This is a genomic window from Nitrospira sp. Vd2, assembly GCF_979581665.1.
The window spans coordinates 1-25,874 of the sequence record NZ_CEFZSK010000026.1 but is presented as its reverse complement, the minus strand read 5'-3'; the positions used below and the strand labels follow the sequence as shown (position 1 = coordinate 25,874).

The 25,874-nt window shown below is 61.9% G+C and carries 21 protein-coding genes and 1 pseudogene; 10 read left to right on the top strand and 12 right to left on the bottom strand.

Translation table 11 applies throughout. The features are described from left to right. Window positions 1-137 precede the first annotated feature (137 nt). Window positions 138-1,238: a mandelate racemase/muconate lactonizing enzyme family protein gene (locus tag AC1U7K_RS11505; protein ID WP_480251452.1), complete on the bottom strand. Its 1,101-nt coding sequence runs from the start codon at window positions 1,236-1,238 to the stop codon at window positions 138-140. A gap of 117 nt (window positions 1,239-1,355) precedes the next feature. Here AC1U7K_RS11505 and AC1U7K_RS11500 point away from each other — a divergent pair, with 117 nt between their 5' ends. Continuing rightward, on the top strand, window positions 1,356-1,580 hold the full coding sequence (locus tag AC1U7K_RS11500; protein WP_480251450.1) for a DUF3565 domain-containing protein: 225 nt from the start codon (window positions 1,356-1,358) through the stop codon (window positions 1,578-1,580). Here the strand turns inward: AC1U7K_RS11500 and AC1U7K_RS11495 are convergent. Beyond that, window positions 1,544-2,365 carry a universal stress protein gene (locus tag AC1U7K_RS11495; protein WP_480251449.1) on the bottom strand — a complete coding sequence of 274 codons (822 nt, stop codon included), beginning with the start codon at window positions 2,363-2,365 and terminating at the stop codon, window positions 1,544-1,546. The genes AC1U7K_RS11500 and AC1U7K_RS11495 overlap by 37 nt on opposite strands. Before the next feature lie 444 nt (window positions 2,366-2,809). On the opposite strand from AC1U7K_RS11495, the gene AC1U7K_RS11490 reads away from it, so the two are divergent. From AC1U7K_RS11490 to AC1U7K_RS11465, 6 genes are all read left to right on the top strand, one after another. After that, window positions 2,810-4,360 carry a mercuric reductase gene (locus AC1U7K_RS11490; protein WP_480251448.1) on the top strand — a complete coding sequence of 517 codons (1,551 nt, stop codon included), beginning with the start codon at window positions 2,810-2,812 and terminating at the stop codon, window positions 4,358-4,360. A 37-nt stretch (window positions 4,361-4,397) separates the two neighbouring features. After that, the gene (locus AC1U7K_RS11485; protein WP_480251447.1) at window positions 4,398-5,132 is read left to right on the top strand and encodes a DUF3047 domain-containing protein; all 735 of its coding nucleotides are present in this window, start codon (window positions 4,398-4,400) and stop codon (window positions 5,130-5,132) included. A gap of 307 nt (window positions 5,133-5,439) precedes the next feature. Next, complete coding sequence (locus AC1U7K_RS11480; RefSeq protein ID WP_480251446.1) at window positions 5,440-6,735, top strand: class I SAM-dependent methyltransferase; 1,296 nt, start codon at window positions 5,440-5,442, stop codon at window positions 6,733-6,735. Window positions 6,736-6,761: 26 nt separating this feature from the next. Further along, complete coding sequence (locus tag AC1U7K_RS11475; RefSeq protein WP_480251454.1) at window positions 6,762-8,069, top strand: DUF4910 domain-containing protein; 1,308 nt, start codon at window positions 6,762-6,764, stop codon at window positions 8,067-8,069. Then, window positions 8,066-9,001 carry a phytanoyl-CoA dioxygenase family protein gene (locus AC1U7K_RS11470; RefSeq protein WP_480251445.1) on the top strand — a complete coding sequence of 312 codons (936 nt, stop codon included), beginning with the start codon at window positions 8,066-8,068 and terminating at the stop codon, window positions 8,999-9,001. The genes AC1U7K_RS11475 and AC1U7K_RS11470 overlap by 4 nt, the downstream gene beginning before the upstream one ends. Continuing rightward, a complete protein-coding gene (locus tag AC1U7K_RS11465; protein ID WP_480251444.1) occupies window positions 8,998-9,933 on the top strand; it encodes an NAD-dependent epimerase/dehydratase family protein in 936 nt (311 codons plus the stop codon). Before AC1U7K_RS11470 ends, AC1U7K_RS11465 begins: the two co-directional genes overlap by 4 nt. Window positions 9,934-10,315: 382 nt before the next feature. Here AC1U7K_RS11465 and AC1U7K_RS11460 read toward each other — a convergent pair whose 3' ends face one another. Together AC1U7K_RS11460 and AC1U7K_RS11455 are read right to left on the bottom strand one after the other, a co-directional pair. Continuing rightward, a complete protein-coding gene (locus tag AC1U7K_RS11460) occupies window positions 10,316-12,088 on the bottom strand; it encodes a hypothetical protein (RefSeq protein ID WP_480251443.1) in 1,773 nt (590 codons plus the stop codon). Beyond that, entirely contained in the window at window positions 12,085-13,479 is a 1,395-nt protein-coding gene (locus tag AC1U7K_RS11455) for a hypothetical protein (protein ID WP_480251442.1), read from the bottom strand. Before AC1U7K_RS11455 ends, AC1U7K_RS11460 begins: the two co-directional genes overlap by 4 nt. Before the next feature lie 197 nt (window positions 13,480-13,676). On the opposite strand from AC1U7K_RS11455, the gene AC1U7K_RS11450 reads away from it, so the two are divergent. Beyond that, the gene (locus AC1U7K_RS11450) at window positions 13,677-15,548 is read left to right on the top strand and encodes a response regulator (RefSeq protein WP_480251441.1); all 1,872 of its coding nucleotides are present in this window, start codon (window positions 13,677-13,679) and stop codon (window positions 15,546-15,548) included. A gap of 68 nt (window positions 15,549-15,616) precedes the next feature. Here the strand turns inward: AC1U7K_RS11450 and AC1U7K_RS11445 are convergent, their stop codons facing one another. The 8 genes from AC1U7K_RS11445 to AC1U7K_RS11410 form a co-directional block, all read right to left on the bottom strand. Then, window positions 15,617-15,997 (bottom strand): hypothetical protein, encoded by a 381-nt coding sequence (locus tag AC1U7K_RS11445; protein WP_480251439.1) that lies wholly within the window; start codon window positions 15,995-15,997, stop codon window positions 15,617-15,619. A 110-nt stretch (window positions 15,998-16,107) separates the two neighbouring features. Next, window positions 16,108-17,430 (bottom strand): glycosyltransferase family protein, encoded by a 1,323-nt coding sequence (locus AC1U7K_RS11440; RefSeq protein WP_480251438.1) that lies wholly within the window; start codon window positions 17,428-17,430, stop codon window positions 16,108-16,110. Beyond that, window positions 17,423-18,961, bottom strand: coding sequence for an acyltransferase (locus AC1U7K_RS11435; RefSeq protein WP_480251437.1), 1,539 nt, complete (start codon window positions 18,959-18,961; stop codon window positions 17,423-17,425). Before AC1U7K_RS11435 ends, AC1U7K_RS11440 begins: the two co-directional genes overlap by 8 nt. A 121-nt stretch (window positions 18,962-19,082) precedes the next feature. Next, window positions 19,083-19,994, bottom strand: a complete 912-nt coding sequence (locus AC1U7K_RS11430; RefSeq protein WP_480251435.1) for a glycosyltransferase — start codon at window positions 19,992-19,994, stop codon at window positions 19,083-19,085. Window positions 19,995-20,020: 26 nt separating this feature from the next. After that, on the bottom strand, window positions 20,021-20,638 hold the full coding sequence (gene rfbC / locus AC1U7K_RS11425) for a dTDP-4-dehydrorhamnose 3,5-epimerase (RefSeq protein ID WP_480251434.1): 618 nt from the start codon (window positions 20,636-20,638) through the stop codon (window positions 20,021-20,023). After that, window positions 20,635-21,756 carry an NAD-dependent epimerase/dehydratase family protein gene (locus tag AC1U7K_RS11420; RefSeq protein WP_480251433.1) on the bottom strand — a complete coding sequence of 374 codons (1,122 nt, stop codon included), beginning with the start codon at window positions 21,754-21,756 and terminating at the stop codon, window positions 20,635-20,637. Before AC1U7K_RS11420 ends, rfbC begins: the two co-directional genes overlap by 4 nt. A 39-nt stretch (window positions 21,757-21,795) precedes the next feature. Continuing rightward, window positions 21,796-22,566 (bottom strand): glucose-1-phosphate cytidylyltransferase, encoded by a 771-nt coding sequence (gene rfbF / locus AC1U7K_RS11415; RefSeq protein ID WP_480251431.1) that lies wholly within the window; start codon window positions 22,564-22,566, stop codon window positions 21,796-21,798. A gap of 12 nt (window positions 22,567-22,578) precedes the next feature. After that, a complete protein-coding gene (locus AC1U7K_RS11410; RefSeq protein ID WP_480251429.1) occupies window positions 22,579-23,505 on the bottom strand; it encodes a glycosyltransferase family 2 protein in 927 nt (308 codons plus the stop codon). A gap of 321 nt (window positions 23,506-23,826) precedes the next feature. On the opposite strand from AC1U7K_RS11410, the pseudogene AC1U7K_RS11405 reads away from it, so the two are divergent. Both AC1U7K_RS11405 and AC1U7K_RS11400 read left to right on the top strand, forming a co-directional pair. Continuing rightward, window positions 23,827-24,072, top strand: a pseudogene (locus AC1U7K_RS11405) (DnaJ domain-containing protein); the annotation flags it as partial. A 646-nt stretch (window positions 24,073-24,718) separates the two neighbouring features. Beyond that, window positions 24,719-25,819: an outer membrane beta-barrel protein gene (locus AC1U7K_RS11400; RefSeq protein WP_480251428.1), complete on the top strand. Its 1,101-nt coding sequence runs from the start codon at window positions 24,719-24,721 to the stop codon at window positions 25,817-25,819. Window positions 25,820-25,874 lie beyond the last annotated feature (55 nt).

The following is a 25,874-nucleotide window of genomic DNA, read 5'->3' as shown; positions in this document are numbered from 1 at the left end:
GGACACCACCAATGCACAACTTATTCCACGTACTTCAGAGACAGGACACTAGAATAGGTCACAACGGCTTCCCATCGGTCGCAGAGAGAATCCCGCGTCGAGGTTTCGCGTTTCCTGGCGTCGAGGACCCGCTGACATCATGTGAAGGTCTGCACGACGGCTGCCGGCTTCATCGCCAAGCCCAAGCCGGGGCCCGCCGATGGATGCATAGTGGGACCGGCGTAGCGATATCCCCCCTCGATGGGATCGGCGGCGAGCAGGAGCGGGGTGTCGAGGTCGAGTACGTCAAACCCACCGAATCCAAGCACCATGGCGAATGAGCAACCCATGGCGACGCGCGTTTCGACCATCCCTCCCGCCATCAGCTTGAGTCCGGCGGCTCGGGCGATCGCGGCGATGGCGAGCGCCTGATGCAGGCCGCTCTTCATGATTTTGATATTGATGATGTCCGCGGCCTGATCACGAATCACGGCCAGCACGTCCTCAACCGTTCGCACCGACTCGTCTGCGGCGAGCGGGACACCGAAGTCCCGTCGAAGCGCGGCGAGTCCGTTCAAGTCGTCTCGCTGAAGCGGCTGCTCGAGCAGCGAAATCGTCACTCCAGCCTCGCGGGTCTCTTTCAGGAACCTGCGGCAGTCTTGCTCAGTGAAGCCTTGGTTGGCGTCGGCAATGATGGCGATGTCGGGAAATGTGCGGGTGAGCGCGATGAGCCGGCGAATGTCTTCTTCGGGATCGGAGCCGACCTTCGTCTTGAAGTGACGGAAGCCTCGCGCATACCAATCGTGCGCGAGCGTCAGCGTCCGGTCGACGTTCGTGATCGGCAGCGTGATATCGGTGTCCCGTGCACGAACATCGCCGCCGCCCCACAAGCCCCAAAGCGGGATTCCGAAGGCATGGCACGCGGCGTCCACGAGCGCCGTTTCCAACGCGCAGCGTACCGCCGGATGGGTCGAGGCGAGCTCGAACAGCTCGTGTGCGAGGCGGCGATATTCCAGGAGAGGCCGGCCGAGAAGGGTAGGAGCGATACGCGCGGCGGTGTCCAGGCAGCATGATCGTGATTCACCACCCACCTCGGGAAAGGGAGCCATCTCCCCGAAGCCGACGGCCCCACCGTCGGCTGTGATGCGAACGAAGGCGTTCTCAGCCACGGTCCGGTGTCCGGTCGCGACGACGAAGGGATGGTCGAGCGGAATGTCTGCCGCCCAGATGTCGATACGACGAATACGAGGCACCGCCATGACCGGGACCTTTGTGTGTGGCTTGTCGGGTAGCGGACGTGCTTATGCCCGCCTACGCCGGCTCTTGTCAACAACGCTTGCAGCGACCGGTCGACTCGAGTAGGAGAGTGGGGCATCATGAGACAGGCCATCGTCGGCTTTCATCAGGATGAGCACGGTGACTGGGTGGCGGACTTGGCGTGCGGGCACGGTCAGCACGTGCGGCACCATCCGCCGTTCGCGAGCCGGCCGTGGGTTCTCACGGAGGCCGGTCGTCGCGCCCATGTGGGGACGGATCTCAATTGCAAGCAGTGCGACGAGGAGGATCAGACCGGCACGGCGAGCAGCGGACAACGAATCTGATGGAGCACCTGCTCCGTCGTCGACCCTTGGATCGCGTCGAGCAGCCCTTGGCGGCCGGCGGTTGCCATGATGATGAGGTCAGGCAGGAGTTCTCTTTCCACACGAAGGATTTCCTCGACCACCGAGCCCTCGCCATTGCGCGATCGCCACGTCCATCCATTTCGATCGGGCGCGTCGACGTGCGGGGGTGATTCCGGCTGGCCGACGTGCAGCAGCTCGATCGTCAGCTCGGTCAGCGAGAGTAGCTCGCCAAGCCACACGGTGAGGTCGACGGCGCGCTGCGGGGCCGGATCATGGGCGATGGGAATCAGAATCCGCTGAAGGTCGACCGCGCCGTCTTTCTCGCTGATGAACCCGGGGCTGCCGGCCGGGAGGAAGAGGGTTGGCACCTGGGCCCGGCGAGCCAACGGTTCAGCCAATGCCTGCCCGAGCCAATGGTACACCCCGTTATGCTGGTGGGTGGCGAGCACCATGAGGTCCGCGGGATGGTTGTCCAAATGCCGGAGCAGAGAGGTTTCGGGGTCCTCCTTGAAGGCCAAGATTTTTTCGACACCGAGCCCGAGTTGAACCACATCGGCACGACTGCTCCCCGGCGGCAAGACACCCCAGCTCTCCAGCGTCCCTCGCACCTGCGGGAAATCGTCCCAGTCGCTCACCGGTGCGTCCGCGTCGACGTGCATCATGTCGAGCTGCCCTTTGCTCAGCAGTGCGAGCTTGAGCGCGTGGACGAACGCCACGCGACTTTCGGGCGAGAAGTCGGTCGGATGAAAGATCCTTTTTGCCATGCCCGCATTGTGCCTGAACGATGCGGCTTGGACTATCCGTGTTTCACCGACAGCACACATGCGGAGCCACCGGGCTGACCAGCCCGGTCACGCTACGTGGGCCAACAGAGAAAGCTGGCGACCCTTTTTCACATCCTGCTAGGATGGCGTGACGATGATACGAACGAGCCATCGAAGATGCGTGCGATCGACATCGACCTCCCGGTCAGGTTCGAGCGCATCCGCGTGGCACATTCGTGGCGGCAACTTGCGATCGGAGCCTTCCCGGCAGCTTTGTGTGGGCGAATGCCGGCCGGCAACTCGGCTCGATCAACTCGTCAAGCGAAATCGCGTCCCCGCGTGTCCTCGGCGCCTTCGCACTGCTGGGATTGCTGACCTTGGCGCCCGTCGCTTGCAAACGGGTCACCGAACGAAGGCCATGAGGTCGACGGCAATGAGGGGACGATGACTGCACCTTTGAATCAAGAGCCGGTGCGTGTGCTGCCGGACGATGCGCCGAACCGGGCGCTGGTCGACAACGTCCATCCTCCCACGTGGACCAACCCGAAGCCCGCTGATCGGTATCATCTGGTCGTGATCGGGGCCGGCACAGCGGGGCTCGTCACCGCCGCCGTGGGTGCCGCGCTCGGCGCGAACGTCGCGCTGATCGAAAAGCACTTGATGGGCGGGGATTGTTTGAACGTGGGTTGCGTCCCGTCAAAAGGGATCATCGCCGCATCACGGGTCTGGGCCAAGGTGCGACGTTCGGAGGAGTTCGGCGTCCATGTTCCGCCGGGAACGAAATACGATTTTGCCGCGGCAATGGCCCGCATGCGGGCACTGCGGGCGAGAATCAGTCGGACCGACTCCGCGCAGAGGTTCACGACGCTCGGCACCGACGTCTTTTTTGGCGAGGGGCGATTCACGGGACCCGACGCGGTGGAGGTCGCCGGAGCAACGCTTCGCTTCAAGAAAGCCGTGATCTGCACCGGCGCCCGAGCAGCCGCGCCTCGTATTCCCGGTTTGGAAGAGGCGGGCTACCTCACCAACGAGACGCTCTTCGGGCTCACGGAGTTACCTACGCGATTGGCCGTCATCGGCGCCGGTCCCATCGGGTGTGAGATGGCGCAAACCTTCTCACGCTTCGGCAGTCGCGTGACGGTGTTCGAACAGATGGCGCAGATCCTGCCGCGCGAAGACGCGGATGCCGCCGGCATCGTGCAAGCCGAGATGAGACACGACGGCGTCGAGTTCATCTTCCAATCGACAATCACGGCCGTCGAGCGACGTGGACAGGAGAAATTGGTCCGGTATACCGTGAACGGCTACACCAAAGAAGCGGTCGTGGATGAGATCTTGGTGGCAATCGGTCGGGCACCCAACGTCGAGGAACTCGGACTTGACGTTGTCGGCGTTGTCTATGACTCAACGAACGGCGTCAAGGTGAACGATCGGCTCCAGACGACCAACCCAAGCATCTTCGCGGCGGGGGACGTCTGCTTTCCGTTCAAATTCACCCATACCGCCGATGCAATGGCGCAGATCGTCATCCAGAATGCGTTGTTCCCGCATCCCTTCGGCCTCGGCTGGGCGTCCACCAAGTCCTTGATCGTTCCCTGGTGCACGTACACCGATCCCGAGATCGCGCATGTGGGTCTCTATGAAGGCGAGGCCAACGCGGCCGGCCTCAGAGTCGACACGGTGACGTTTCCGCTCGACGAGGTGGACCGCGCGGTGCTGGATGGCGGGGACCGAGGCTTTGCCCGCGTGCACGTCCAGCATGGTACCGATCGGATCGTGGGCGCCACCATCGTCGCGGCGCATGCCGGCGACTTGATCAGTGAAGTGACCCTTGCCATGAAGGCCGGGGTGGGATTGAGGACCATCGCGGGGACCATCCATCCCTATCCTACGCAGGCCGAAGCCGTGAAGAAGGTCGCCAACGCCTGGCGGAAGACGACGCTGACCGACGGAAAGAAGCGATGGCTCAGGAAGTGGTTCGAGTGGACGCGGTAGCGAGGGACGGCGGCGAAGGCGACTTGGGCATGGAGTGATGGTTCGTCGTCTCGTTCAACTCGTGCTCATCCTGGGAACCCTGTCGCTCGCGTACGGAGGAGGAGGGGGTGACGTTCTGGAGGTCGGCAAATTTTCCGCTTCTGGACCGGGAAGCGCGTGGCCGACGGACTGGAAGCCGCTGACGTTCCCGAAGATCAAACGACACACGTCGTACGCACTGATCCGAGATCATGACGCGGTGGTGGTCAAGGCCGTGAGTGAGGCCTCGTCGTCCGGCCTGACGCGGGAGATCGAAATCGATCCCAAGTTGTATCCGATCGTCCAGTGGCGTTGGAAAGTGGACAACCTGCTGAAGGCGAGCGATGTGAGCCGCAAGGACGGGGACGACTATCCGGCGCGCCTCTATATCACCTTTGCCTACGATCCGAGTTACGTCGGCCTCTTCGACAAGGCGAAGTACGAGTTGGCCCGGCTCGCCTATGGACAATACCCGCCGATTGCCGCGATCAATTACATTTGGGAGAGCCGTGCACCGGTCGGTACGATCGTGCCCAACCCCTACACCGAGCGCGCCATGATGATCGTCGTGGAAAGCGGCGCCGAGCACGTCGGCGAATGGCGCAGCGAGGCGCGCAATGTCTACGACGACTACCGCCAGGCCTTCCACAAGGCGCCCCCGATGATCTCGGGTGTCGCCATCATGACCGACACCGACAACACCGGCGAGGCTGCGACGGCCTATTTCGGGGACATCGTCTTCCGGAAGAAGTGACGAGCATTGACGGCGTTCTGATCTTCCTCCTGCCATTCCTGGGGCCATTTCTTACTCCGACCCCCTTAGTCGGTAATTCGTTTGAGGACAGCCGATACGGCGGGTCGACCGATACCGCTCACTGAGGTTCTGCCCTAAGTAGCATATCCGAACGGCTCTGCTCGCGTTCGTTCCGTCATCGTCAACTTGCCGGAAAGGAAGTCTTGGCTGGACGGAACCGTGAAGCCGACGTGGATGTATGCAGTCAGCGTGCACTTCCCGTGAGGCGAGGCGACCGAAAGATTCTCGTCAGACCCTGGAGTTCTCTATGATCGTTCCTGATGCAGTTCGACCCCCAACGCCGTCGCGAGCGGCACCGACCTTCCTATGCCGCTTCTGCGGGGCGCCTTTGCAACACACGTTTGTCGATCTGGGCGTCTCGCCCCTCGCCAATTCCTACTTGACCACGGCTCAACTGGCGGCAATGGAGCCGTTCTATCCCTTACACGTCTATGTGTGCGATCACTGTCTGCTCGTACAGGTGCCGCACGTCGAGACACCCGAGCACATTTTCAGCACCTACGCGTATTTTTCCTCGTACTCCTCAGCCTGGCTCAAACATGCCAAGGCGTATACGGATCTGGTGACCACACGCTTTGGGCTGACCGCCGACTCGCAGGTGATCGAGATCGCGAGCAACGACGGCTATCTCCTGCAGTATTTCCGAGAACAGGGGATTCCGGTGCTCGGGATCGAGCCGGCCGTAAATATCGCTGAGTCGGCCGTCGGCAAAGGGATTCCAACGATCACGCGGTTCTTCGGCCGGGCACTAGCGGAGGATCTTGCGGCATCTGGGCGTCACGCCGATCTGATTGTCGCCAACAACGTCCTTGCCCATGTACCGGACCTTCAAGACTTCATCGAGGGCATCGTGCGGCTGCTGAAGCCTCGGGGGATCGTGACGATGGAATTCCCCCACGTGCTCCGCCTCATGCTCGAGCACCAATTCGACACGATCTACCATGAGCATCTCTCGTACTTCTCATTGATCTCGGTGGCCCGGATTTGCGAGCACTACGGCCTGACGCTCTTCGATGTGGAGGAATTGCCGACTCATGGGGGCTCGCTCCGCATCTATGGGGCGCGTGAGGGTGCGGGTATGACGGCGGGGCCACGGATCCGGGAAGTGCTGGCAAAGGAGGAAGAGGTCGGCCTGACGCAACTCGAGGGTTATTTAGGTTTCGAGCCCGCGGTACGCCGGATCAAGTATGAGTTGCTCGCATTTCTCATCAAAGTGAAACAGGAGGGCGGCACGATCGTCGGCTACGGCGCGCCCGCCAAGGGCAACACACTCTTGAATTATTGCGGGATCGGTCCGGAGTTCCTCGCTTACACCGTCGATCTCAGCCCGCACAAACAGGGACGTTTCTTGCCGGGGACCCGTATTCCGATCCTTGCTCCCGAAAAGATCTATGAGACACGGCCGCAGTATGTCCTTCTGTTGCCATGGAATCTCAAGGACGAAATCATGGAGCAGATGCGCGGGATCGGGGAGTGGGGTGGTCGGTTCATCGTGCCGATTCCCCATCTGCAGGTGCAAGCGCCGCCTGGAGGCAAGCGGTGAGCGCCGAGCATCGGGACGCAGGGTTGATGAGCGGGAAGGTCCTCTATGCCTTGGCGGCCGAGCTTTATCCGATATGTCGAAGCTTGACCGGCGATGGTGTGCGGGAGACATTGGCGCGTATCCGGCGATACGTCCCGCTGACGGTCCATGAAGTTCCGAGCGGCACGCGCGTCTTCGACTGGACCGTGCCGCCGGAGTGGTCCATCCGCGACGCCTTTATCAAGGACACGGCCGGCCGGCGCCTGGTGGATTTTCAGGCGTCGAACCTTCACGTCCTCGGCTACAGCGCACCGATCCATCGGCGCATGCGACTCTCGGAACTGCGGCCGCATCTGTTCTCGCTCCCGGACCATCCGGACTGGATCCCCTACCGCACGAGCTATTACACCGAGGCCTGGGGCTTCTGTCTGACGCAACGGCAGCTCGCCTCGTTCAACAACGACGATGAATACGAGGTGTACATCGATTCGCGCTTGTTCCCCGGCTCTCTGACCTACGGCGAGTATGTCATCGAGGGGGAGGAGCGTGACGAAATGCTCATCTCCTGCCACATCTGCCATCCGTCGCTGGCGAATGACAACGTCTCGGGGATGGTCCTGGCGCCGGCGCTCGCCCAGCACCTGGCTCGCGCGACCCGCCGCTACTCCTATCGGTTTCTGTTCATTCCCGGGACGATCGGATCGATCACGTGGCTGAGTCGGAACGAATCGGTCATCGATCGCATTCGCCACGGCTTGGTCCTCGCCTGTCTCGGGCATCGCGGTCCCTTCACCTATAAACAATCCCGCCGGGCGGATGCGGACATCGATCGGATCGTCGGCCACGTGTTGGCTGAGTCCGGTGCCGCGCACCGCCTCGTTCCATTTACACCCTATGGGTATGACGAGCGGCAGTTCTGCTCGCCGGGCTTCAACCTGCCGGTCGGCTGCTTGATGCGGACGCCGCACGGCGAGTTTCCCGAGTACCATACGTCGGCCGATAATCTCGACCTGATCTCACCCGACACGCTTGAGGCCTCGTTCTCGATGGTCCTTCGCGTGATCGAGACCGTTGAGCGGAATCGAGCGTATCAGAATATGAACGCGAAATGTGAGCCTCAGCTTGGCCGGCGAGGGCTCTATCGCTCGATCGGCGCGTCGGGCGCGTCCAAGGAAATGGCGCTTCTCTGGGTGCTCAACCTTTCTGATGGCCGTTACTCTTTGCTGGATATCTCTCGGCGCTCAGGATTGCCATTCGGCGCCGTCCATGAGGCGGCCCTTGCCCTACAGGAACATGGGCTGCTGAAGCCCGTGACACCGCCCATGAATGCCCCACGGGCTGAGGAGGATCCATGAATACCGTCTTTATTGATGCGACCGTGACGGATGACGTGCGGCGCGCCGAGCTGTTTCGCGGTCAGCTTTTCTATTATTCGCCGCATCGTGCCGCGCTGGCCCTCTGCGACTTCGCACATCGGCTCATCATCGAGGCGTTTGATGGCGTGGATCCCGAGCATGCGCAGTACGAGCTGACGGTCGAGGAATATGCCGCACGGCTGAGCCGGCTCAAGCCGACGTTCATCAATCATCCGCAGTCAAAAGCTCTGCTCCAGCAGCTTTTGGTGGAGATGGGGTGCGATCCCGACTCGACCTACTTCGATGTCCCGCGCCTGCGAACGTCTACGAGCGATGGTTATCTCACGACGGGGATCGCCTATGCGTGGCATCCGCACCGCGACACCTGGTACTCGGCGCCGATGTGTCAGGTGAACTGGTGGATCCCGATCTATTCCTTGAAGGCTGACAACGGCATGGCGTTTCATCCGAAGTATTGGGCTGAGCGGGTGCCGAACGACTCGCATCGGTACAACTACTATGAGTGGAATAAACTTCACCGACCGGCCGCCGCGCAGTTCTTGAAGGAAGACCCGAGACCATTACCACGGCCGACCGTCGCGATCGAGCTCGACCCGCAACTGCGGCTCGTCGGACCGCCGGGCAGCGTCACGCTCTTCTCCGCCGCTCAATTGCATTCATCCGTGCCAAATACATCGGGACGCACTCGCTTCAGCATCGACTTTCGAACGGTACACCTCGAGGACGTCCGGGCACGAGGCGGAGCGCCGAACATCGACGCCGCCTGCACCGGCACGTCGCTCCGTGACTTCTTACGCGTGGCAGATCTGTCCCGACTCCCCGACGAGATCATCGAACTTTATAGCGACGGGACAGAAGGCGCAGGCGAGGTGACCTATGCGCCCAGCATTCCGGAGCCGAAGCAGGCATGACGCCGGAAAGAGCCGGTCTGCACCAGTGCCGCGTTCTCGTCACCGGCGCCGGCGGATTTCTTGGCTCGCATCTCACGCGATCCTTGGCCGCGCACGGTGCGGACGTCCATGGCGTCTCCCGCCAGCAGCGGCACCCGCAGCCGCACCTCACGTGGTGGCGAAGCGACTTGGCGACGATCGAGGAGTTCCGTGCGCTCCTTGACGAAATCAAGCCGAGCCTGATCTACCATCTCGCGGGACACGTGAGTGCCTCTCCCCAACTCGACCTCGTGCTTCCCACGTTCCACAGCCTGCTTGGCAGTACCGTCTATCTGCTGCTCGCCGCAGCGGAGCGCGGAAGACCGCGGGTCGTGCTCACGGGATCGTTGACCGAGCCAGCCACCCCCGACCACGACGCGACGCCGACGTCTCCCTATGCGGCCGCGAAGTGGGTGGCCGGTGCGTATGGCCGACTCTTTCAGCAGCTGTATCATCTCCCGGTCGTGATCGCGCGTCCGTTCATGACGTACGGACCGGGGCAAGCGATGAGCAAGGTCGTCCCCTATACGATTCAATGTCTCTTGCGTGGGGAGTCGCCCAAGCTCTCGAGCGGGCAGTGGCGGACGGACTGGATTTATGTCGACGACGTGGTCGAGGGGCTGATCGCGATCGGAACGGTTGCTGGCATTGAAGGCCGAACCTTTGATCTCGGGTCAGGAATGCTTCATTCTGTCTCGGACGTCGTCGATCGGATCGCCCGCCTGATCGGCCAGAATGCAGCGCCGGCCTTTGGCGCCCTACCGGATCGACCCAGCGAGCAGCCGCGGGCGGCTGACCTGCGTGAAACCTCAACCCGCTTGAACTGGAGCCCCACCATCTCTCTCGACACAGGCCTTTCACGAACGATCGCATGGTATCGACAACACCTGGCAGTCGCTGATCCGGTCGCGTGACCGCAAGAATCCAAAGGCCTGCGGTGAGGCCTTCGCGGCAGTTTCGCGCTACCGAGAGTTGTCGAGGAGTTGCGCACGGCGAAACAGGGCTGGGGAGAAATTACAATCCGGCTCGCCTTAGCCCAAGAGCTCACGAAGACCCATTCCAAGACCTATCCGACGTTGACGGACGCACTGACCAGGGTTGGGGAGTTGCGCGGCTCCGGCATGGGATGAGGCACGATTGCCAAGAGCCTTGAATTCACGCTCACGGCTTTCGTCAGGGAAGTCCATCGCGTGCGGCAGGAATTGCGGGCTGAGACGAAAACGACGCAAGGCAGCTCAGGCGGGGGCTAATACACGGAGCGCACGATGGCGTGAAGACGGGCCGAATTGTTCTCGATCATGGACCGAGGCGCGCCGGCTTCAGAACGAGCACCTGCAAGTGGCGCCGGCGAAGAGCGTCGAAGAGAATAGGTTGTCCATCGCGATCGAGAACCTGAATCTCGCCGAAGCCGTCGGCGTGGGTGACGACGAGGCTCAAATCGTCGCTGAATTCCGATCGGCTCGCATCGAGACGGATGGTGATCCGCTGCGAATCGACGGTGACCTGAAAGCCCGCGCGGGACCGGCGCATCCAGAATTCGCCTAGCGCGGAGACGGGACCGATCCAGACCGGCTGCCGGCTATAGTGGGCGAGAATCTGCCGGAAGACTTCCAACTTGTAGGTGATGTCGGTCGGATGGATCAGGATACACGTCATCGCGGCATTCGCACGGTTGGCCTCGATAATGTCGGTCCACGCCTGGATGACGCGCGTCTTCGTCGCTCCGGTGAGATAGCCCTGGGAATCGTCAACCGTGACGGGAACTTCCACGATGGACGTTTCCGGTGCTCCGAGCCTGTTCTGCCGGAACGCGAAGAAGGGAAAGTTCGTGACGATGTTGTTGGCCGAGAAGGTCGAGTCGTAGCGGTAGCCCGCCCATTCCAATGCTTCGATGAGCTGCGCCGGGAACGCGAGTTCGCCGGCTCGGAACGACTCGGTCCGTTGATCCGGGACATCGCGGTCGAGCAACTCCTTGCTGACTTTGACTTCCCCGGCGACGGTCGGTGCCCGACGAGGATGGTAGGTCCGCAGACTCACGGTCGGGGTGCCGATCGGGAAGGCGGCAAATCGTTTCGAGTGGGACAAAGAGTGCGACCCGATTTCCATGCCGAGCCGCTTCACCTCGACAACGCTCGGAATGCGTGAGGCGTCGTAATAGCCGATGTCGGCGTCATCCTCATAGATTTTCGTCGTAATGAACACGGTCGACCGTACGCCGTACTGCCGCGCGAGCTTGGCGAAGACGACGGCGTTCCCGAAGGACTCGCGGGCATCGACATCGTGGGAGAGGACGATGGCGGTCTCAAGACCGCGCGGCACGGTGTGCCAATAGACGGCCGGGTGTGCCGTCGACTCATAGATGCCGCGCAGCAGCAAGAGGAAGACGTCGCCCGAAGGCTCGAAGGAATTCACCCATTGGCGCCCGGCTTCGTAGGCCTGCCCGACATGCGCGAGGAGAATTGTTTGGCTCAAGCTGATGCCGAGCGCCAGGGCTTGCCCGGCTTCGTAGTCATTGACGAGCGCCGCGGCGGCATCGCCAGGATAGATGGCGAGCGGGCGTCCTTCACGGGCGATGTAGCCGATACTCCAGATCGTTTCATTGAAGACCTTCGGATCACCTAGCGAGATCTCGCGCTCGTTCGGATGATCCAGATAGCGGAGCCAACCATCCTCCACGCTGTCTTGAAACCTGATGCGAAAACGGTTGCGCTGCGGCGTCGCCTGCTCGATGCCAAAGAGCGGGAACCAATCCGAGCCTTCGACCTGCGTGGCGATGAGGACGCCGCCGGCCGCGACGTACCGGTACACCGCCTCACGGGCTTCTTTTGAGAGCGTGTGATTGTAGAGCGGTCCGGGGAGGATCGCGACCGGATAGGCCTCGTTCAGGCGGGTGGCAAGGACTCGATCGTAGCCGATGCCGAGTGTTTGCAGCGCCCGTCGGGCTGCCAGCTCCTCGATCGAGTGATCGCCATCCGGTCCAGAGAGGATGAGTGCCACCCGGGATCGCGCGTCCGCGGCATGCGCCGGTTGACCGACGAGGAGGGACAGGAACAGGAGAAGCCGGATCATCGCGCCCACAACAAGCGACCCAAACCATGGCGAATCGCGCTGTCGACGATCAGCCACCACGCCGTACCGCCGATACTCGGCGATTCCGAGAACTGGTAGGGGAGTTCGCGCGTCCCGTACCGAATGCCGCCATCGACATCCAATCGTCGCATCTCGTCCACGATCGCCTGCGCCTGTTCGACCTGATTCAACCGAAGAGACGCCAGGGCGAGCCCCAACGATCCTTCAGACCAGACGTAGGTCAGATCATCCCAACGCGCCTCGGGCGCATCCGGTAAGAGTAGGCGTTGCACATCGGGATCGTCGTACACGGGTGTGCCGGCGTAGGGCCGGTGGCCGGCAATGCCACCGTCCACGTTCCGATATCGTCGGTGTGCCGTTTCAACGGCGCGACCCGCCTTCTCCGGCTCACCGGCGGCCAGGAGGAAAAGCGCACCCCAAGACGCGCAATCGAGCGCCATTGCGCGATCCAGAGCTCCCGTTTCGAGAAATCCCTGGGCGAACTGGCCGAGGTCCTCTTGCCACAGTTTCCGAATGAGGGCCGCCGCGATCGTGTGTGAGGCGTCTCGGTACCGTGGATCGCCTGTCAGGCGGCTGAGCGATTGAAGAAAGAAATACGATGAGATGTTGTGCTCGGTGCTGATCCATTGGATCGGGCGGTCCTCGTACGTTTCTTCTACCTGTCCGGTCTTGGTCGCGACGAGACGCACGATCCCCCGCCCTCCCTGGATGAGACCCCGACGGCCGTCCTCGGCCTGCGATCTGAGCGTGAGGAGATAATCCCCGGCGCGCCGAGCGGCAGCCAGGAACCGTTCCCGCGCCCGCATTGCGCGAGGTTCGTTTGTGGCGGGGACGTGTTCGAGATAGAAGGCAAAGCCGTACCCGGCCCAGGCCGTCGCCCCGGCTCGCACGATCCCCATGTCGTGGTCGTTCTCTTCCGGCCAGGTGTTCTCGACGTTATACGCGAACCAGAAGCTGCCATCGTCACGCTGGACCCGTGCCAGCGCCTGAAGGATCGTGGCGGCGGTTGACCAGTCCTCGGCAATTGCCAAGGCGATTGCACCGAGCGCGGCGTCGTACACGAAGGATTTTTTGTGTACCGGCGTCACTGGCCGACCCGTGATCGCTCCGTATCCAAGTGGCAGACCGCGGCGCGCCGGATGGGGGAAGGGAACGATGTCGTTCGGGACCACTTCACTTCGAAGCCAATCCACTGACCGCCGGAAATCGGCAGGTCGTTCCTCCACGCCACCGGCACCGCTGCGTGAAACATCGACCGCCATTCCAGAGATTGCAGCCGCGATCATCGCTTGCAGAAGTAGGCGCCGCGAGCAGCGCAGAACGCCGCGGATGGCGATGGACGGGAGACCCGATGCCCGATGCCATTCCATGTCTGTCGGCCTCTCAAACGCTTGTCTGTTCATCGGTTTGTCATCGACGGACATGAAGTCTGCAGGCTCTTCGTCCAGTCGTCATTCGTCGTTTGGCTCTTAGCTTACTTGTTCCCGTTCAATTGACAAATTTGAAGAGGCCGGGGATAGTTTCAATGATTCCAAACAATGAAATTCAAGTAGTTGCACGATATTTCATGACCACACCTCAGTCGATTTCCGTCCTCATCGCGAATGCCGAAGCCGAAGAGGTCAAGCTCCTCACCATTGGGTTTCGGAGCGTCTTTCCGGGATGTCGGGTGGAGGCGATCTACTCCGCCGATGATGTGCTCGAATGGCTGGGGTACCAGGACTGGCAGATCGTCGTGCTGGATGAGCCGTTGCTTCAGAGCGGGTGCCTCTCGACGATCCCCGAGGTCCGAAAGCGATTGCCGAGGGCGGCCATCATCCTCGAAACCGATCGCAACGACATCTCCATGGCGATGCAGGCCATTCGGGCCGGCGCCGATCATTGCTTCTTCAAGAAGTCGCCCACGTTCTTGACCGAATTTCCTTCGGCCACCAAGGCCTTGCTGGAGAAGCGTGAGCAGCAAGCCGTCGTGGTGTTGGACCGGGCGTCGGATCCGTACTCGCGTCTCTCGGAAGAAATGACCGAGATCGTGTATGAGCTCGACAGCGAGGGACGGTTCGTCACCGTGGGCCCGGGCGTCGTCAAGCTGTTGGGGTACACCCCGGAAGAATTGATCGGGACGCACTTCTCGAAGGTCGTCCCCGAAGATGAACGCCAGATGGCGGAACACCGGTTAAATGAGCGACGGACCGGAGACCGGGCCACGCGCAATCTCGAGCTGAGGCTGAAGCCCAAGGGCGCGGCCGACAAGAGCCAGGCAGTGGACGTGGAGCTCACCGCGATGGGCCGCTACAACCCGCAGCGGCAAATCACGGGCACGGTGGGTGTCATCCGCGACATCCGCGGCCGCAAGCGCGCCATCCAACAGCGCGAAGAGCAGTTGCGTCAGCAGTTCCGCGAGCGCGAAGAGCAATTGGCGAAGGAATATCATGAATGGGAACGGCAGCTCGAAGAGGTCTTGCACCGGCGCGAACAGGAGCTGCGTCTCGAGTACAACCGACGCGAGGAGCAGTTGGCGGGCGAGCGTGAACGATTGTGGACCGAGATGCAGGATGAGCTGCAGCGGCGGGAGGAGCTCCAGCGGCGTGCCGAGGAGCTGCGGCGCGAGATCGAACAGCGCGACCAGCAGCTTGCGCAGGAACAACACCGGCTCAAGTCGGAAGTGCAGCAGGAATTGGAGCGACGTCAAGAACTGCAGCGCCGCCAGGAGGAGCTCCAAGCCGAGCTACAGAAGCGTGAAGAGCGATTCCAGCAAGAAAAGGCACGGTTGGAGGTCGACCTTGGCCGAGAACTCAAGGAGCGCGAGGCGCAGCTCCGGCAGGAATATCAGCAGCAGGTTGAAAAGCTCAGCGAAGAGCGCCATCGACTGGAATCGGAGCTGGAGCAGCGGCTCAAGCAGCAGAAGGAGCAGTTGCGGCAAGACGCGCGGCGACAGGAAGAAAGATTGAAGCGGGAGCGCCGGGAACTCGAGCAGGAACTCGACCGCGCCGTAGCACAGCAGCCGCATCGGACTGATTCATCCGGCACGATCCTGATCGTCGAGCCTCAGCCGAGCGTCGTGGCGTTGACGCGAACGCTGCTGCAACAACACGGCTATACCGTGCTGGATGCCTCCGGTGTTCCGGAGGCCATGGCCGTGTGTGAGGCGTACAAGTCTCCAATCCATGTCATGATCACCGATGTGGGGAAACCGGGAACCATGACGATCGATGATGCCGCGGCATTCATCACGCATCGGCCCGACATACGAGTGCTGTTCCTTTCCGCCGCGAATGGGGAGGGCAAGCGGCAGATCGAGGGGCTCGACCAGCGCATCGCGTTCCTGCCGAAACCCTTCTCGCCAGACATGCTCATCCGGAAGATTGCGGATATTATCGACGTGACGGCCGCGATGCAGCCCGCTGACGTCAGTGCCATTCGCCTATCCGCTCTCCCTTAACACCAGGTCAACACCAGGTCGTACCTCCCGGGTCTCAATCCTCCTGAAGCTCACCCGTTCGTGCGCGTTTACGGACAATGGGGAGCGCCGATCGCCGTAAAGATACGTGACAGCGCAATCCACCGTGGCACGTCTTGGGTGTAGGCGAACGTCACGCCGCCGCCGGTCTTGAGGTTCAAGGCCAACCATTCCTGATACAGATTGCACACCAGTGGGGGATCGGGAATCCTCGATTTCGACGGCGTGTCACCGAGCATCGCCTTCATGGAAGCGAGCGTCGCGCCCGTCGGCATGATGAGGACGGTGCCCTGCGGCTCATACGCCGGACACATCCGTTCCGGGATATTCGTGTACGTGCCGTCCTCGCATTTGAAGAGTTGGTCGGCTGAGGCGATCCCTCCGGACATGGCGAGGAGCATCAACGTGGCGGTGATCAGTATGGCCTTCATGGCAGCCCTCCTAGCGAATAGCGTGGTCCGATCTCGTGCTCGTCTGCATCTTCGCCCGCATCCAGCCGACGAGTAAAGGTGATACTCCTACGTAGGACCACTGGTGGTGGTCATGCCGCACGGTGTGGCTCCTCGGTCTCGCGCAGGGCAAGGAGTTGGACTGGGTCCCGCTCGCATAAGCGTGTCGCAAAGCGATCATAATGCAGTTCATCACGGCCCCCCAGGAGGATCCTGAGCAAACGGCCGAACTCCTCGGTAAACCGCTGCTTCGTAAAATGAGTTCGCGCGTGCTCCCACGTCTCTCGCGCGCGCCGTTCCAGAAGGCTCGTGGGGAGAGAGGCCAAGGTAGAGGCGGCTTCCCGAATATCCTCCACCGTGCAGCGCTTCAATTGGAGGCCGAAATCCATGACATCGATGCTCGACTCATAGCTTGCAATCGGAATGAGCGCGGCTTGCATGCAGGTCAGCGCGGCACTCGCGCCTCCTTCCGAGCAGGACGGATAAATCACGCCGATCGACGTGTCCATGACGTCCAGAAACTCCCTCGCCTGCACATCGAGCCACCCGACCGTTCGGATATTCGGCGTGTGGAACAACTCTGTTCGATACGCGGCCAAGAAGTCCTCCTCCTCGTCCACCGGACCACATACGGTCAGCCTGTAGTCCGGCATGCCGGCAAAGGCTTCCAAGACGAGGTCGAGGCCTTTGTGGACCATGCCGCTGCTCGAGAAGAAGACGAACGAGCGGCGTACGTCACCCCAGCGCTTGTGTGCGGGCCACTCGTAGGTCGCGTGACAGGGGATCGGGATCCGATACAGCGGCTTGTTCGCATAGCGGAACGTGCTCAGCGTAAATTCATTGCCGAACATCACACCGCAGTCGGCGCATTCAATTCCGCGGTTCGGCCGTTCGTGGCGTCGCGCCTGCAGTGTGATCCCTCGGCGCTGCTGTAAAGCGAAGAGCCGGGATGCTTCGGCAGCGTTGTGAAAGAGAATGTTGGCGGAGTCGATCAGAAAAATCTTCAGGCAATGATCGGGGAGGTTGGGGCAGAGACGTTCCAAATTATGTCGGGCATCGATGACGATATCGTACGGCTTCTCAGGCTGAAAGGCCTGGTTGCGATAGCTGATCACGTCGACCGTGTAGCCGAGGTCGATGAAGTGGCGCGCGAGCTGTGCGGAGACCCAGTATTGCGGGTGCGCCTGTGCAACCAGTCGCTCCGGATCGAGAAACGGATCGACGAAATATGACAGCAGGACCGATCCTTTCGTGGCGCCCATCCACGGCAAACGGACCACGGCTCGGTCCGCGCAGGTGCGGTCCAAGCGCTTCCAACAATCGAGCGTTCGCCACTTCACCTCGGTGCCAAAGACGTAGAGCCGTGACCGACTGAGGTAGCGCTTGAGCCGATTGACGGGCCGGCGGTCATGCATGGCGGCCCGACAGGATCGGTCGCCTCCACCCGTCCACACATGCCAGCCACTCGCCGTCGTCTCGTTGGTGCGCGTCAATGTGGTGCATGCCCTCCGCGTTCCATCCCGTCCCCGTCCCTGTAAGGATCGGAGACGGGTCGAACGGTCGTTCCTCGTAGTGCGCGGGACTGAGTTGGGTAATTTCATGGGCCGTTACGTGACGCCCGTATACCTGAGAGCAGTCTTGGGCGTACCGCAACAAGCGGGGGCCGAGCACGAGGATCCGGCCGGCCAGCCGGGCATATCGGGCATCTCTCGCGATTACCGGGCTGAGGGGATGCTCTCGCCAGGGGCCGGTGAGGTGCTCTGCCGAGTACAAGGCCAACGTATCGGACCGGTACCCGGCGCTTGTCTCCGTCCAGAGCCACCACCGTCCGGCAAACCGGCAGATCGAGGAGTCGGAAAATGGATGGCCGGTAAGGAGCGTCGCCGCGTAACGCCATTGCGTGGGGAACTCGATGGCCTTGTAAAGCCGCACCGCCTGAATTTGGTGTGTCTCCGGAATCATGTACCAGTCGCCTCCCCACTCGAACACGTACGGGTAGGAGAGGTGAAAGGATTCGGCCAACACAATCCGTTCGTAAGCCCACTTGAACCCATCTTCGCTCGCCGCGAGGCCGATCTCACCACGCCGCCGCCCGCGATTCATGACTTCGAAAAACATGAACCACCGGCCGTCGCGGCGGGCCATGAACGGGTCGGCGACGAACAAGGCGTCGACGTCGGAGACATCGTCGGCCGTCAGTACGGGATTGTGAGCCGATGCCGACGGCGCGAGTGAGAGCGGGCTTGGGCCCGCATAGATCCCGATGGACCAGAGGTGTTCGTAGGGGTACTCGCGGGTCGCATCGGCAGAGGTGGACCGCCACGTGCGCTCTTTCACCATGCGCGCCGGATTGCCCGCCACAACGGCTTCGTCTGGCACGTCCCTCGTGACGACCGACCCTGCAGCGACGACCGCACCTCGTCCAATCCGAACCCCCGACAAGACCGTCACGCCGGTACCGATCCATGCGTCATCGTCGATCACGATGTCGCCTTTCGTCGTCAGCGGCTGATCGCTGATGCGTTGTCCGCGATCGATGCCGTGATCGTAGGGGTAGAACGCGCAGTTGGGCGCAATCTGGACGCGACAGCCGATTCGGATCCGCGCTTGGTACGCCGACAGTTGGTTTCGGACTTGGATGTGAGTGTCCGGCCCGATCTCGATGCTGCCGCCGTCACCGGTTTGGATGTACGAATCACCGTAGAGGTGCACCCGGTCACCGAGCGTCACAGGGCCCCCGTCACGGTCTTGAACAATCGTGACCCGATCGCCAATGAAGACATGACGGCCCAAGCGCAAGTCGGCATGGTCGATCACCGCGGCGGGCGCTACGTAGCCATGCGACGAAAGCTGCGCGAGCCCTTTTCGTCCGTAGAACGGAGGCGTGACCCACGCCGCAAGTCGCGTCGCGGTGCGCCCCCGAGGATACGGACCGGCCCTCGCCATCCAAAAGCGTCTCCACACCCATGTGAGATCCGAACGGAACGTCTGCCAGCGGGATGTCCGATCCGAAGGCCGCGCGAGACGCAGCAGGAAACGCCAGACCTTTCCCGCCAAGCCCATCCTCTTACTGATGCTCCGTGCGGAGGTTCGACGCGATCAGTCCCAACATGATCGTCCAGAGCGCGTGCAGCGCAACCGTCGGTGCATGGGTCAGCAAGGACGTCAAGCGATCCAACGCGGCACGCCAATGCCCCGCCTCGACGTCCGCGAGCACTTCGCGGCATGCGGCCTCGCGGTACGCACGCGTGGCGAGGGAACGTCCGTCGCGATAGGCGGCGCGCGCGGCCGGTCGCCTCCTCGCATAGCGGCGCTCGGCGGCGAGCGCCTCGAGGTGCCCGATCAGCAGGTCGAATCGCGCTTCCCGGTGCCCGCGCGCTCGACAGTCCGCCACGACCGTGTCATGGCAGACAATGGTGTAGTTGCGCGCGATCCGTAGGTAGAGCGCGAGCTCCGGTGCGCCTGTGCAGCCCTCGCACAGCCCGCCGATCGCCGTCAGCACATCGCGTCGCAGCATCGCGACGGCAAGCGGCCCAATGAAATTCCCCCGTAGCAGCGCACTGTACCAATCGCGATCCGGTCCAACGCGGCATCGGTCCTCTTGTCCCTCTCCGGAGGGATGCCAGCCCGAAAAGCGTCCGCAGACCATCGCGACGCTGGGATGGGCATCGAAGAGCCGCAACGCAGTGTCGAAATGGGAGGGCAGCAGCCGCTCGTCGGCATTGAGTAGTACGAGGCAGTCTCCCTCGGCGAGCCGAACCCCCGTATTCCACGCCACCGCGAGACGTTGCCGAGCGCGAAACCGGACGAATCGGATGTCAGGATAGCGTTCCGCGATGGCCGGCGCCGCGTCAGACGAGCCGTTGTCAATGACGATGATCTCGTGGGCCGAATAGCGCTGCTCCCCGACGCTTTGAATCGCATCGCTAAGGAAGCGGGCCTGATTGGTGGAGACAATGACGACCGTGACGAGCCGCATCTCTCTCCTCCTGCCGCTTGACCGTGTTAGTCAGCCGGCAGGGATGCCGTGCCGCCCTCGGCCGTGCGGCGCAGGTCTGTATCGGTCCGAGCGTCTACCGGGATGGGGCCGGTCGTGAACTCGTATGAGGGCCAGCTCAGGTCCTTCTGTGAAATCCGTGAAACCGGGAGAGGCCAGCTGACACGAAATGCAGGATCATCGTAACGCAACCCACGTGCGGCCTCCGGCGTATGGAACTCCGACATCAAGTACAACACTTCTGTGTCGTCCTCCAGGGTTTGAAAGCCGTGAGCCAGGCCTTCCGGAATGTAGAGCATCGTCTGGTTGCCGGCGGCGAGTTCGATGCCGAACCATTGTCCCAAGGTGGAGGAGCCGGGCCTGAGATCGATGATGACGTCGTAGAGACGGCCGGTGAGACAGCGGACGATCTTTGTTTCGGCGTGCGGCGGCGCCTGGTAGTGCATGCCTCGAACGGTTCCTCGGAGCCGGTTGTACGAGAAATTGACTTGGACGATATGGGATCGCAATCCCAGCGCTTCGCACTCTCGCGCACACCACCCCCGCGCGAAGAACCCGCGCTCGTCCTCGTGTTTCTCATTGTCGATGATCCAAGCGCCGGCAAGCGGGGTGCGGTGAACAATCACGATGCCGTCTCGACGCCGGTTGTCACCGCTGCGGGGCTTGGCAGCGCGGCTCCAATGAGCGAGGCGGGGCGGCCCGTCCATTCCAAGTTCGTCGTCAAGGCTCCCGCCGTGCAGAGGTCAGTGAGGACCTTCAGCCGAATCAGTCGGGAGTGCCGAAAGTCAGCGTCGTTGAATTCCATGCGGCGGAGTCCATCCGCGAGTTCCTCGATCGTCTGCGACAGCGTGGCTTTAGGCTGTGCGGCCGGCGCCAACCGCCGAAAGCGCTCGAAGCTGACCCGATACGAGCGTTTGTCCGGCGCGGCGTTCGCGGTATAGGTGACCTCGACTTGACCGATGGTACGCGCGACGGCGTCGGCCAGGTCCCGCACTTGGAAATTCCACTCGTCGCATCCGACGTTGAGGGCGAGAAACGGCCCCCCATCAGACCCATCGCGTGAGGCCGCCCAGTCGATCGCCCGGGCCATGTCACGGATGTGAATCAAAGGCCGCCACGGCGAGCCGTCACTGAGGATCAGAATCCGTCCCGTCGTGAGTGCGCTCGCGACGAAATCGTTAAGGACGAGATCCAAGCGCAAGCGATCGCTCATGCCGCACGCCGTCGCAAAGCGAAGGCACGTGACCGTGAAGCCGCTATCCGCCAATGCTGCCAGCCCGCGTTCGGCTCTGACCTTCGATCGCGCATAGGCGGTGAGCGGGGCGACGTCCGATTCCTCCGTCCGGGGCCGGTCGTCGCCGCAGCCGTAGACGCTGCAGCTCGAGGCAAAGACGAAGCTTCCCACGCCCGCAGCTTTCGCCTGGCGCGCGACCGCGATCGCGCCATGGGCGTTCACCTCCTCGGTGACCGTCTCGAAGCGATTCCCCATGGGGTCATTGGAGATCGCCGCGAGATGCACGACGGCATCGACATCATCGAGCAACCGAGGCGGCAAGGGCTGTCGCACATCGCCGAAATGCTGCGTATCGAGGAGCCGTTCCGGGAGCCAGCCCACATTGGTGACGCAATGCGCGAAATAGGCCGTGTCGAAACCGGCGATCCGAGCCCCCGCGTGATGTTCACGGAATCGCCGTACCACGGCCGGCCCGATGTAGCCCATGTTACCGGTGATCAGAACGTTCATGCGTCTCCCGTGAGAGGGATGTGTTCCACTCGAGGCGGCTCACCATTGCTTCCATGGGGCCTTGCCGGCGCTCCATAGTTCTTCCAAGTAGTGCTTCTCCTTGAGCGTGTCCATGCAGGACCAGAATCCCGTATGGCGGTAGCCGACCAACTGACCGTCCGCCACCAGCCGCTCGACCGGCTCGCGTTCCCACATCGTGCCGTCGCCATCGATGTACTCGATCGCCTTCCGATTCAGCACGAAGTAGCCGCCGTTGATCCAGCCTTCGCCGGCTTCGGGCTTCTCATGGAAGGACGTAATGAGATCGCCATCGAAACTGATACGGCCGAAGCGCGCAGGGACCCGGACGGTGGTCATGGTGGCCAGCTTCCCGTGTGCCAAGTGGAAGCGCAACAGATCCCGGATGTTCAGGTCCGTGACCCCATCGCCGTACGTGAAGAAGAAGGTCTCGTCGTATTCCAACCATTTCTGGAGTTGCTTGAGGCGCCCGCCGGTTTGCGTCAACTGACCCGTATCGACGATGTGAATCTTCCAATTGAACTTGTTGCCGTTGTGGATCGTGGTCGTGCCGTGCTCCAGGTCAATCGACAGGTCGTTGTTGATCGCGTAGAAGTTGAGGAAGTAGTCCTTGATGATTTCACCCTTATAGCCCACCGCGACAATGAACTCCCGTATGCCGTGCACCGCATAGATGTTCATGATGTGGCAGAGGATCGGCTTTCCGCCGATCTCCACCATCGGCTTCGGGCGCACGATCGTCTCTTCCGACAAACGAGAACCAAGACCGCCGGCGAGAATCACCGCTCTCATGCACACCTCCCATTAAGACGGCACGGGACGAGCGCCGCGGGCATGGGGCATCAACTTTCGGTACAGGGGCGGAAGCAACCCCAAACGGTCGTGCTTCAGGAGGGTGGTGAAACAGGTGAGAGCCGTCGTCCACTGCCGCGATCGCGCCGCCCCGACACCTTGCCAAAAGATCGTCTCGCTATAAAGCCGCCGCCGTTGCCGGAGGCCCTCACGGTACGCCTGGAGGTATGCCGGATTCGTCCTCACGTGCGGCAGCTGCGCTCGCAACGTCCGTAATGCCGCGGCCAGCATGAATCCTTGTTTCTGCGAATGCTGGCCGTCGTGCTTTCGATATTCCGCGATGACGGTGTGGTGACAGTGAATGGGATACGTCCGGGCGATGCGCAGATACACGTCTTGATCACAGGCGCCTTCGAATTGCTTTCGGAAGCCCCCGACGGCGTGAAGGACGTCGCGTTTCCACATGACGACGATCGGCGGCCCGATGAAATTGAATCGCAGCAGCGTCGCATAATAATCCGGGTCCGGCGCGCACCGATGCGTGTGCCATGTGTGTTCGGCCCCGAACCACCGGTAGTCGCCGCAGACGAAGGCAGCATCGGGATAGTGGGCAAACGCGGCCAAGCTCGTTTCGAGATGGTTGGGGAGCAATCGATCGTCACTGTGCAGGATGACGACATAGTCGCCGGTCGCCTCGATGATCCCGCGGTTCGTCGACCCACAAATCCCTTCATTCGCCTGGCGGATGTATCGGACGGGATACGAGCGTACGATCTCGGGCGTCTCGTCGGTCGAGCCGTTGTCGACGACCAGTACTTCATCAGCCGGTCGAGTTTGGATCAGGGCGCTATCCAGGGATTCCGGTAAGAAACGGGCGTGGTTGTACGTAGGAATAATGATCGATACGCGCGGTCGACGAGCATTCGCGTCATTCGTCATCGGCTGTCTTCCTGGCAACCGCGTGTACCATCGTCGAGATTGCCGTGCAAAGGATTCCAACTGGTCTAACGAGCAAGGTTGCTGCCACGCTCTAACGCGTTGATTGTCTTTTTCGCGCGGTGGGTCGCGTGCCTCTTGGCTCCTCGTTCTGTCAAGGTTTCCGTCATCGAAGCCAGCATATGCGTACTGTGTCGTGCGCCAATTCAACTACTTTCAGTACAAGTCCCTCCTGACACTCCTACACCTCCCGCTTGACAGTCGTGCCGGGATAAGCACCCGAGCAGTTGCCGGGGCCTCCCCTTCGTGTGCTAGGCTCCCGGCATGCCGCGAATCGACTACTATGCGATCTTGGGGGTGACGCGCGATGCCTCGGATGAGGACATCCGGAAGGCGTATCGGAAGCTGGTCTTCCAATATCACCCGGACCGCAATCCCGGAAGCACCGAAGCCGAGGCGAGGATTCGGGAGATCAATGCCGCGTATGAAGTCATCGGCGATCCGGACGCGCGACGCACGTACGAGCGTCTGCAGTTTGGCGAGGTCTTTCAGGAGGACGCGCCCGACCTGGACGCCATCCTGCGTCACATGGAGGAGAAGCTGTTCGACGAAGGCCGGCGCGAGTTGTTCGCGGTGCTCATCAAGCAGGTGCCGCGGATCAAAGCCGAATTGGCGATCGTGCGGGAGCGGACCGTCGAGCAGCAAGGATACGATTCCTTCGTGGAAGCGATCGTGCTGGCGCGCGGCGCCGAAGTCCTGCCCGACCTGCTGACAGCCGACATGGACGCGAAGAAGAAGCGCCTCGTCGATGTGGCGATCCAAATGATGATTTCGCAGCGCGTCGTCGGTCGGCACGACGACAAGGGGATCAATGCCTTGCGGGATCGATTCGAGGCGGTCGTGCGCCGAGGCCGGCTGCACGGGTTTGCCCAGGCGCTCGAATTATTGTATGTTCGCCGCTGATCGATGCGCACGTTCAGCGACCGGCTGGCGGAGAGTCCTGTCGTTGCCTCCCTAAGCGATGGTCGCCCCGCACTCCTTCCAAGCCCGATCTTCTCCAAATCATGAACAGACGGTCAGCCCGCTGACTCGAACCGCGTTTCATGGCTGCCGTGCGACCTTCGTCGTCGCGGTGATGCTCTTCGTCGCGGCAGCGTCTGCCGCCGGCCAGCCTCCGGGGTCCTCACCTGTCGAGGCTGAGCCGAGGAAGGGCCAATTGGAAACGCCGACTACCGAAGAGCCACGGGCCGAAACACCGAAGCCGTTGTGGCACTACGGCGGGTTTTTGGATCTGGGCTATGCCATCGACTTCAACTTTCCCGAGAACCATCTGTTCCGCAATCGCAGCACGACGCCGCGAGTCAACGAGCTCGATCTCAACATGGGCGCGGTGTACGTGAAGAAGGACGTGTCGGTGCAGTCTCGGTGGGGGATGGAGTTCTTGGTCCAGGGCGGCCAGGATGCGAAGGACTTTGGGTTTGCGGCCGGCGAGCCGAAGCTCGGCTCCGCCGATCAGTTGAGACATTTCGGCCGCGCCAACGTCTCCTACTTGGCTCCAGTCGGCAACGGTCTCACCGTTCAAGCCGGGCTCTTCAACAGCTTGATCGGCTATGACTCCCTCTACGCCAAGGATAACTTCAGCTACACGCGGCCGTGGGGCGGCGATTACACGCCGTACCTGATGTTCGGGGTCAATGCCAGTTATCCGATCAGCCCGGATCTCATGGCGACGCTCTTTGTCATCAACGGCTATGCCCATCTGTCCAATCCCAACTCGGCGCCCAGCTACGGCGGCCAAATCGCCTATAAAGCATCGGAGCGGTTGAGCTTGAAGGAGACGGTCTACTACGGCCCAGACCAAGGAAATACCTCGATCGAGTTTTGGCGGCTCTTCTCCGACAGCATTGCGGAATGGAAGGGGGAGCGGTTGACCGTGGCCTTCGAGTACCAGATCGGCACGGAGGTCGTCGATGTCCCGGGCAACCCGCGCACCTTCTGGACGGCGGCGCAGTTGCCGGTGCACTACCTCCTCGGCGGGACATGGAGCGCGACCGTGCGGCCGGAGTTCTATTGGGACCGCAACGGCCGGCTCACCGGGTTCGAGCAGTTCATCAAGGCCATCACGACGACGCTCGAGTATCGCCTGCCTTACCAGTGGACCAACACGATCGTGCGTCTCGAGTATCGCTTCGACGACTCTCGAGGGCCGGGCGGCGGATTTTTCAAGGACGGGCAGGTACGTCCGGGCGTCGTCGGCTTGACGCCCACTCAGCACATGCTGATCGTCGGGCTGATCTGGACCTTCGATTCACCCTGACCCCTAGTGTCCTGTCTCTGAAGTACGTGGAATAAGTTGTGCATTGGTGGTGTCC

What these genes read in the sequence shown, in the direction of transcription:
- AC1U7K_RS11465 (WP_480251444.1), top strand. Translation starts at nt 8,998, where the DNA reads ATGACGCCGGAAAGAGCCGGTCTGCACCAGTGCCGCGTTCTCGTCACC.
- rfbF (WP_480251431.1), bottom strand. Translation starts at nt 22,566, where the DNA reads ATGAGAGCGGTGATTCTCGCCGGCGGTCTTGGTTCTCGTTTGTCGGAA.
- AC1U7K_RS11455 (WP_480251442.1), bottom strand. Translation starts at nt 13,479, where the DNA reads ATGGAATGGCATCGGGCATCGGGTCTCCCGTCCATCGCCATCCGCGGC.
- AC1U7K_RS11485 (WP_480251447.1), top strand. Translation starts at nt 4,398, where the DNA reads ATGGTTCGTCGTCTCGTTCAACTCGTGCTCATCCTGGGAACCCTGTCG.
- AC1U7K_RS11480 (WP_480251446.1), top strand. Translation starts at nt 5,440, where the DNA reads ATGATCGTTCCTGATGCAGTTCGACCCCCAACGCCGTCGCGAGCGGCA.
- AC1U7K_RS11460 (WP_480251443.1), bottom strand. Translation starts at nt 12,088, where the DNA reads ATGATCCGGCTTCTCCTGTTCCTGTCCCTCCTCGTCGGTCAACCGGCG.
- AC1U7K_RS11435 (WP_480251437.1), bottom strand. Translation starts at nt 18,961, where the DNA reads ATGGCGAGGGCCGGTCCGTATCCTCGGGGGCGCACCGCGACGCGACTT.
- AC1U7K_RS11445 (WP_480251439.1), bottom strand. Translation starts at nt 15,997, where the DNA reads ATGAAGGCCATACTGATCACCGCCACGTTGATGCTCCTCGCCATGTCC.
- AC1U7K_RS11475 (WP_480251454.1), top strand. Translation starts at nt 6,762, where the DNA reads ATGAGCGGGAAGGTCCTCTATGCCTTGGCGGCCGAGCTTTATCCGATA.
- AC1U7K_RS11495 (WP_480251449.1), bottom strand. Translation starts at nt 2,365, where the DNA reads ATGGCAAAAAGGATCTTTCATCCGACCGACTTCTCGCCCGAAAGTCGC.
- AC1U7K_RS11500 (WP_480251450.1), top strand. Translation starts at nt 1,356, where the DNA reads ATGAGACAGGCCATCGTCGGCTTTCATCAGGATGAGCACGGTGACTGG.
- AC1U7K_RS11440 (WP_480251438.1), bottom strand. Translation starts at nt 17,430, where the DNA reads ATGCATGACCGCCGGCCCGTCAATCGGCTCAAGCGCTACCTCAGTCGG.
- AC1U7K_RS11490 (WP_480251448.1), top strand. Translation starts at nt 2,810, where the DNA reads ATGACTGCACCTTTGAATCAAGAGCCGGTGCGTGTGCTGCCGGACGAT.
- AC1U7K_RS11420 (WP_480251433.1), bottom strand. Translation starts at nt 21,756, where the DNA reads ATGAACGTTCTGATCACCGGTAACATGGGCTACATCGGGCCGGCCGTG.
- AC1U7K_RS11410 (WP_480251429.1), bottom strand. Translation starts at nt 23,505, where the DNA reads ATGACGAATGACGCGAATGCTCGTCGACCGCGCGTATCGATCATTATT.
- AC1U7K_RS11470 (WP_480251445.1), top strand. Translation starts at nt 8,066, where the DNA reads ATGAATACCGTCTTTATTGATGCGACCGTGACGGATGACGTGCGGCGC.
- AC1U7K_RS11505 (WP_480251452.1), bottom strand. Translation starts at nt 1,238, where the DNA reads ATGGCGGTGCCTCGTATTCGTCGTATCGACATCTGGGCGGCAGACATT.
- AC1U7K_RS11450 (WP_480251441.1), top strand. Translation starts at nt 13,677, where the DNA reads ATGACCACACCTCAGTCGATTTCCGTCCTCATCGCGAATGCCGAAGCC.
- AC1U7K_RS11430 (WP_480251435.1), bottom strand. Translation starts at nt 19,994, where the DNA reads ATGCGGCTCGTCACGGTCGTCATTGTCTCCACCAATCAGGCCCGCTTC.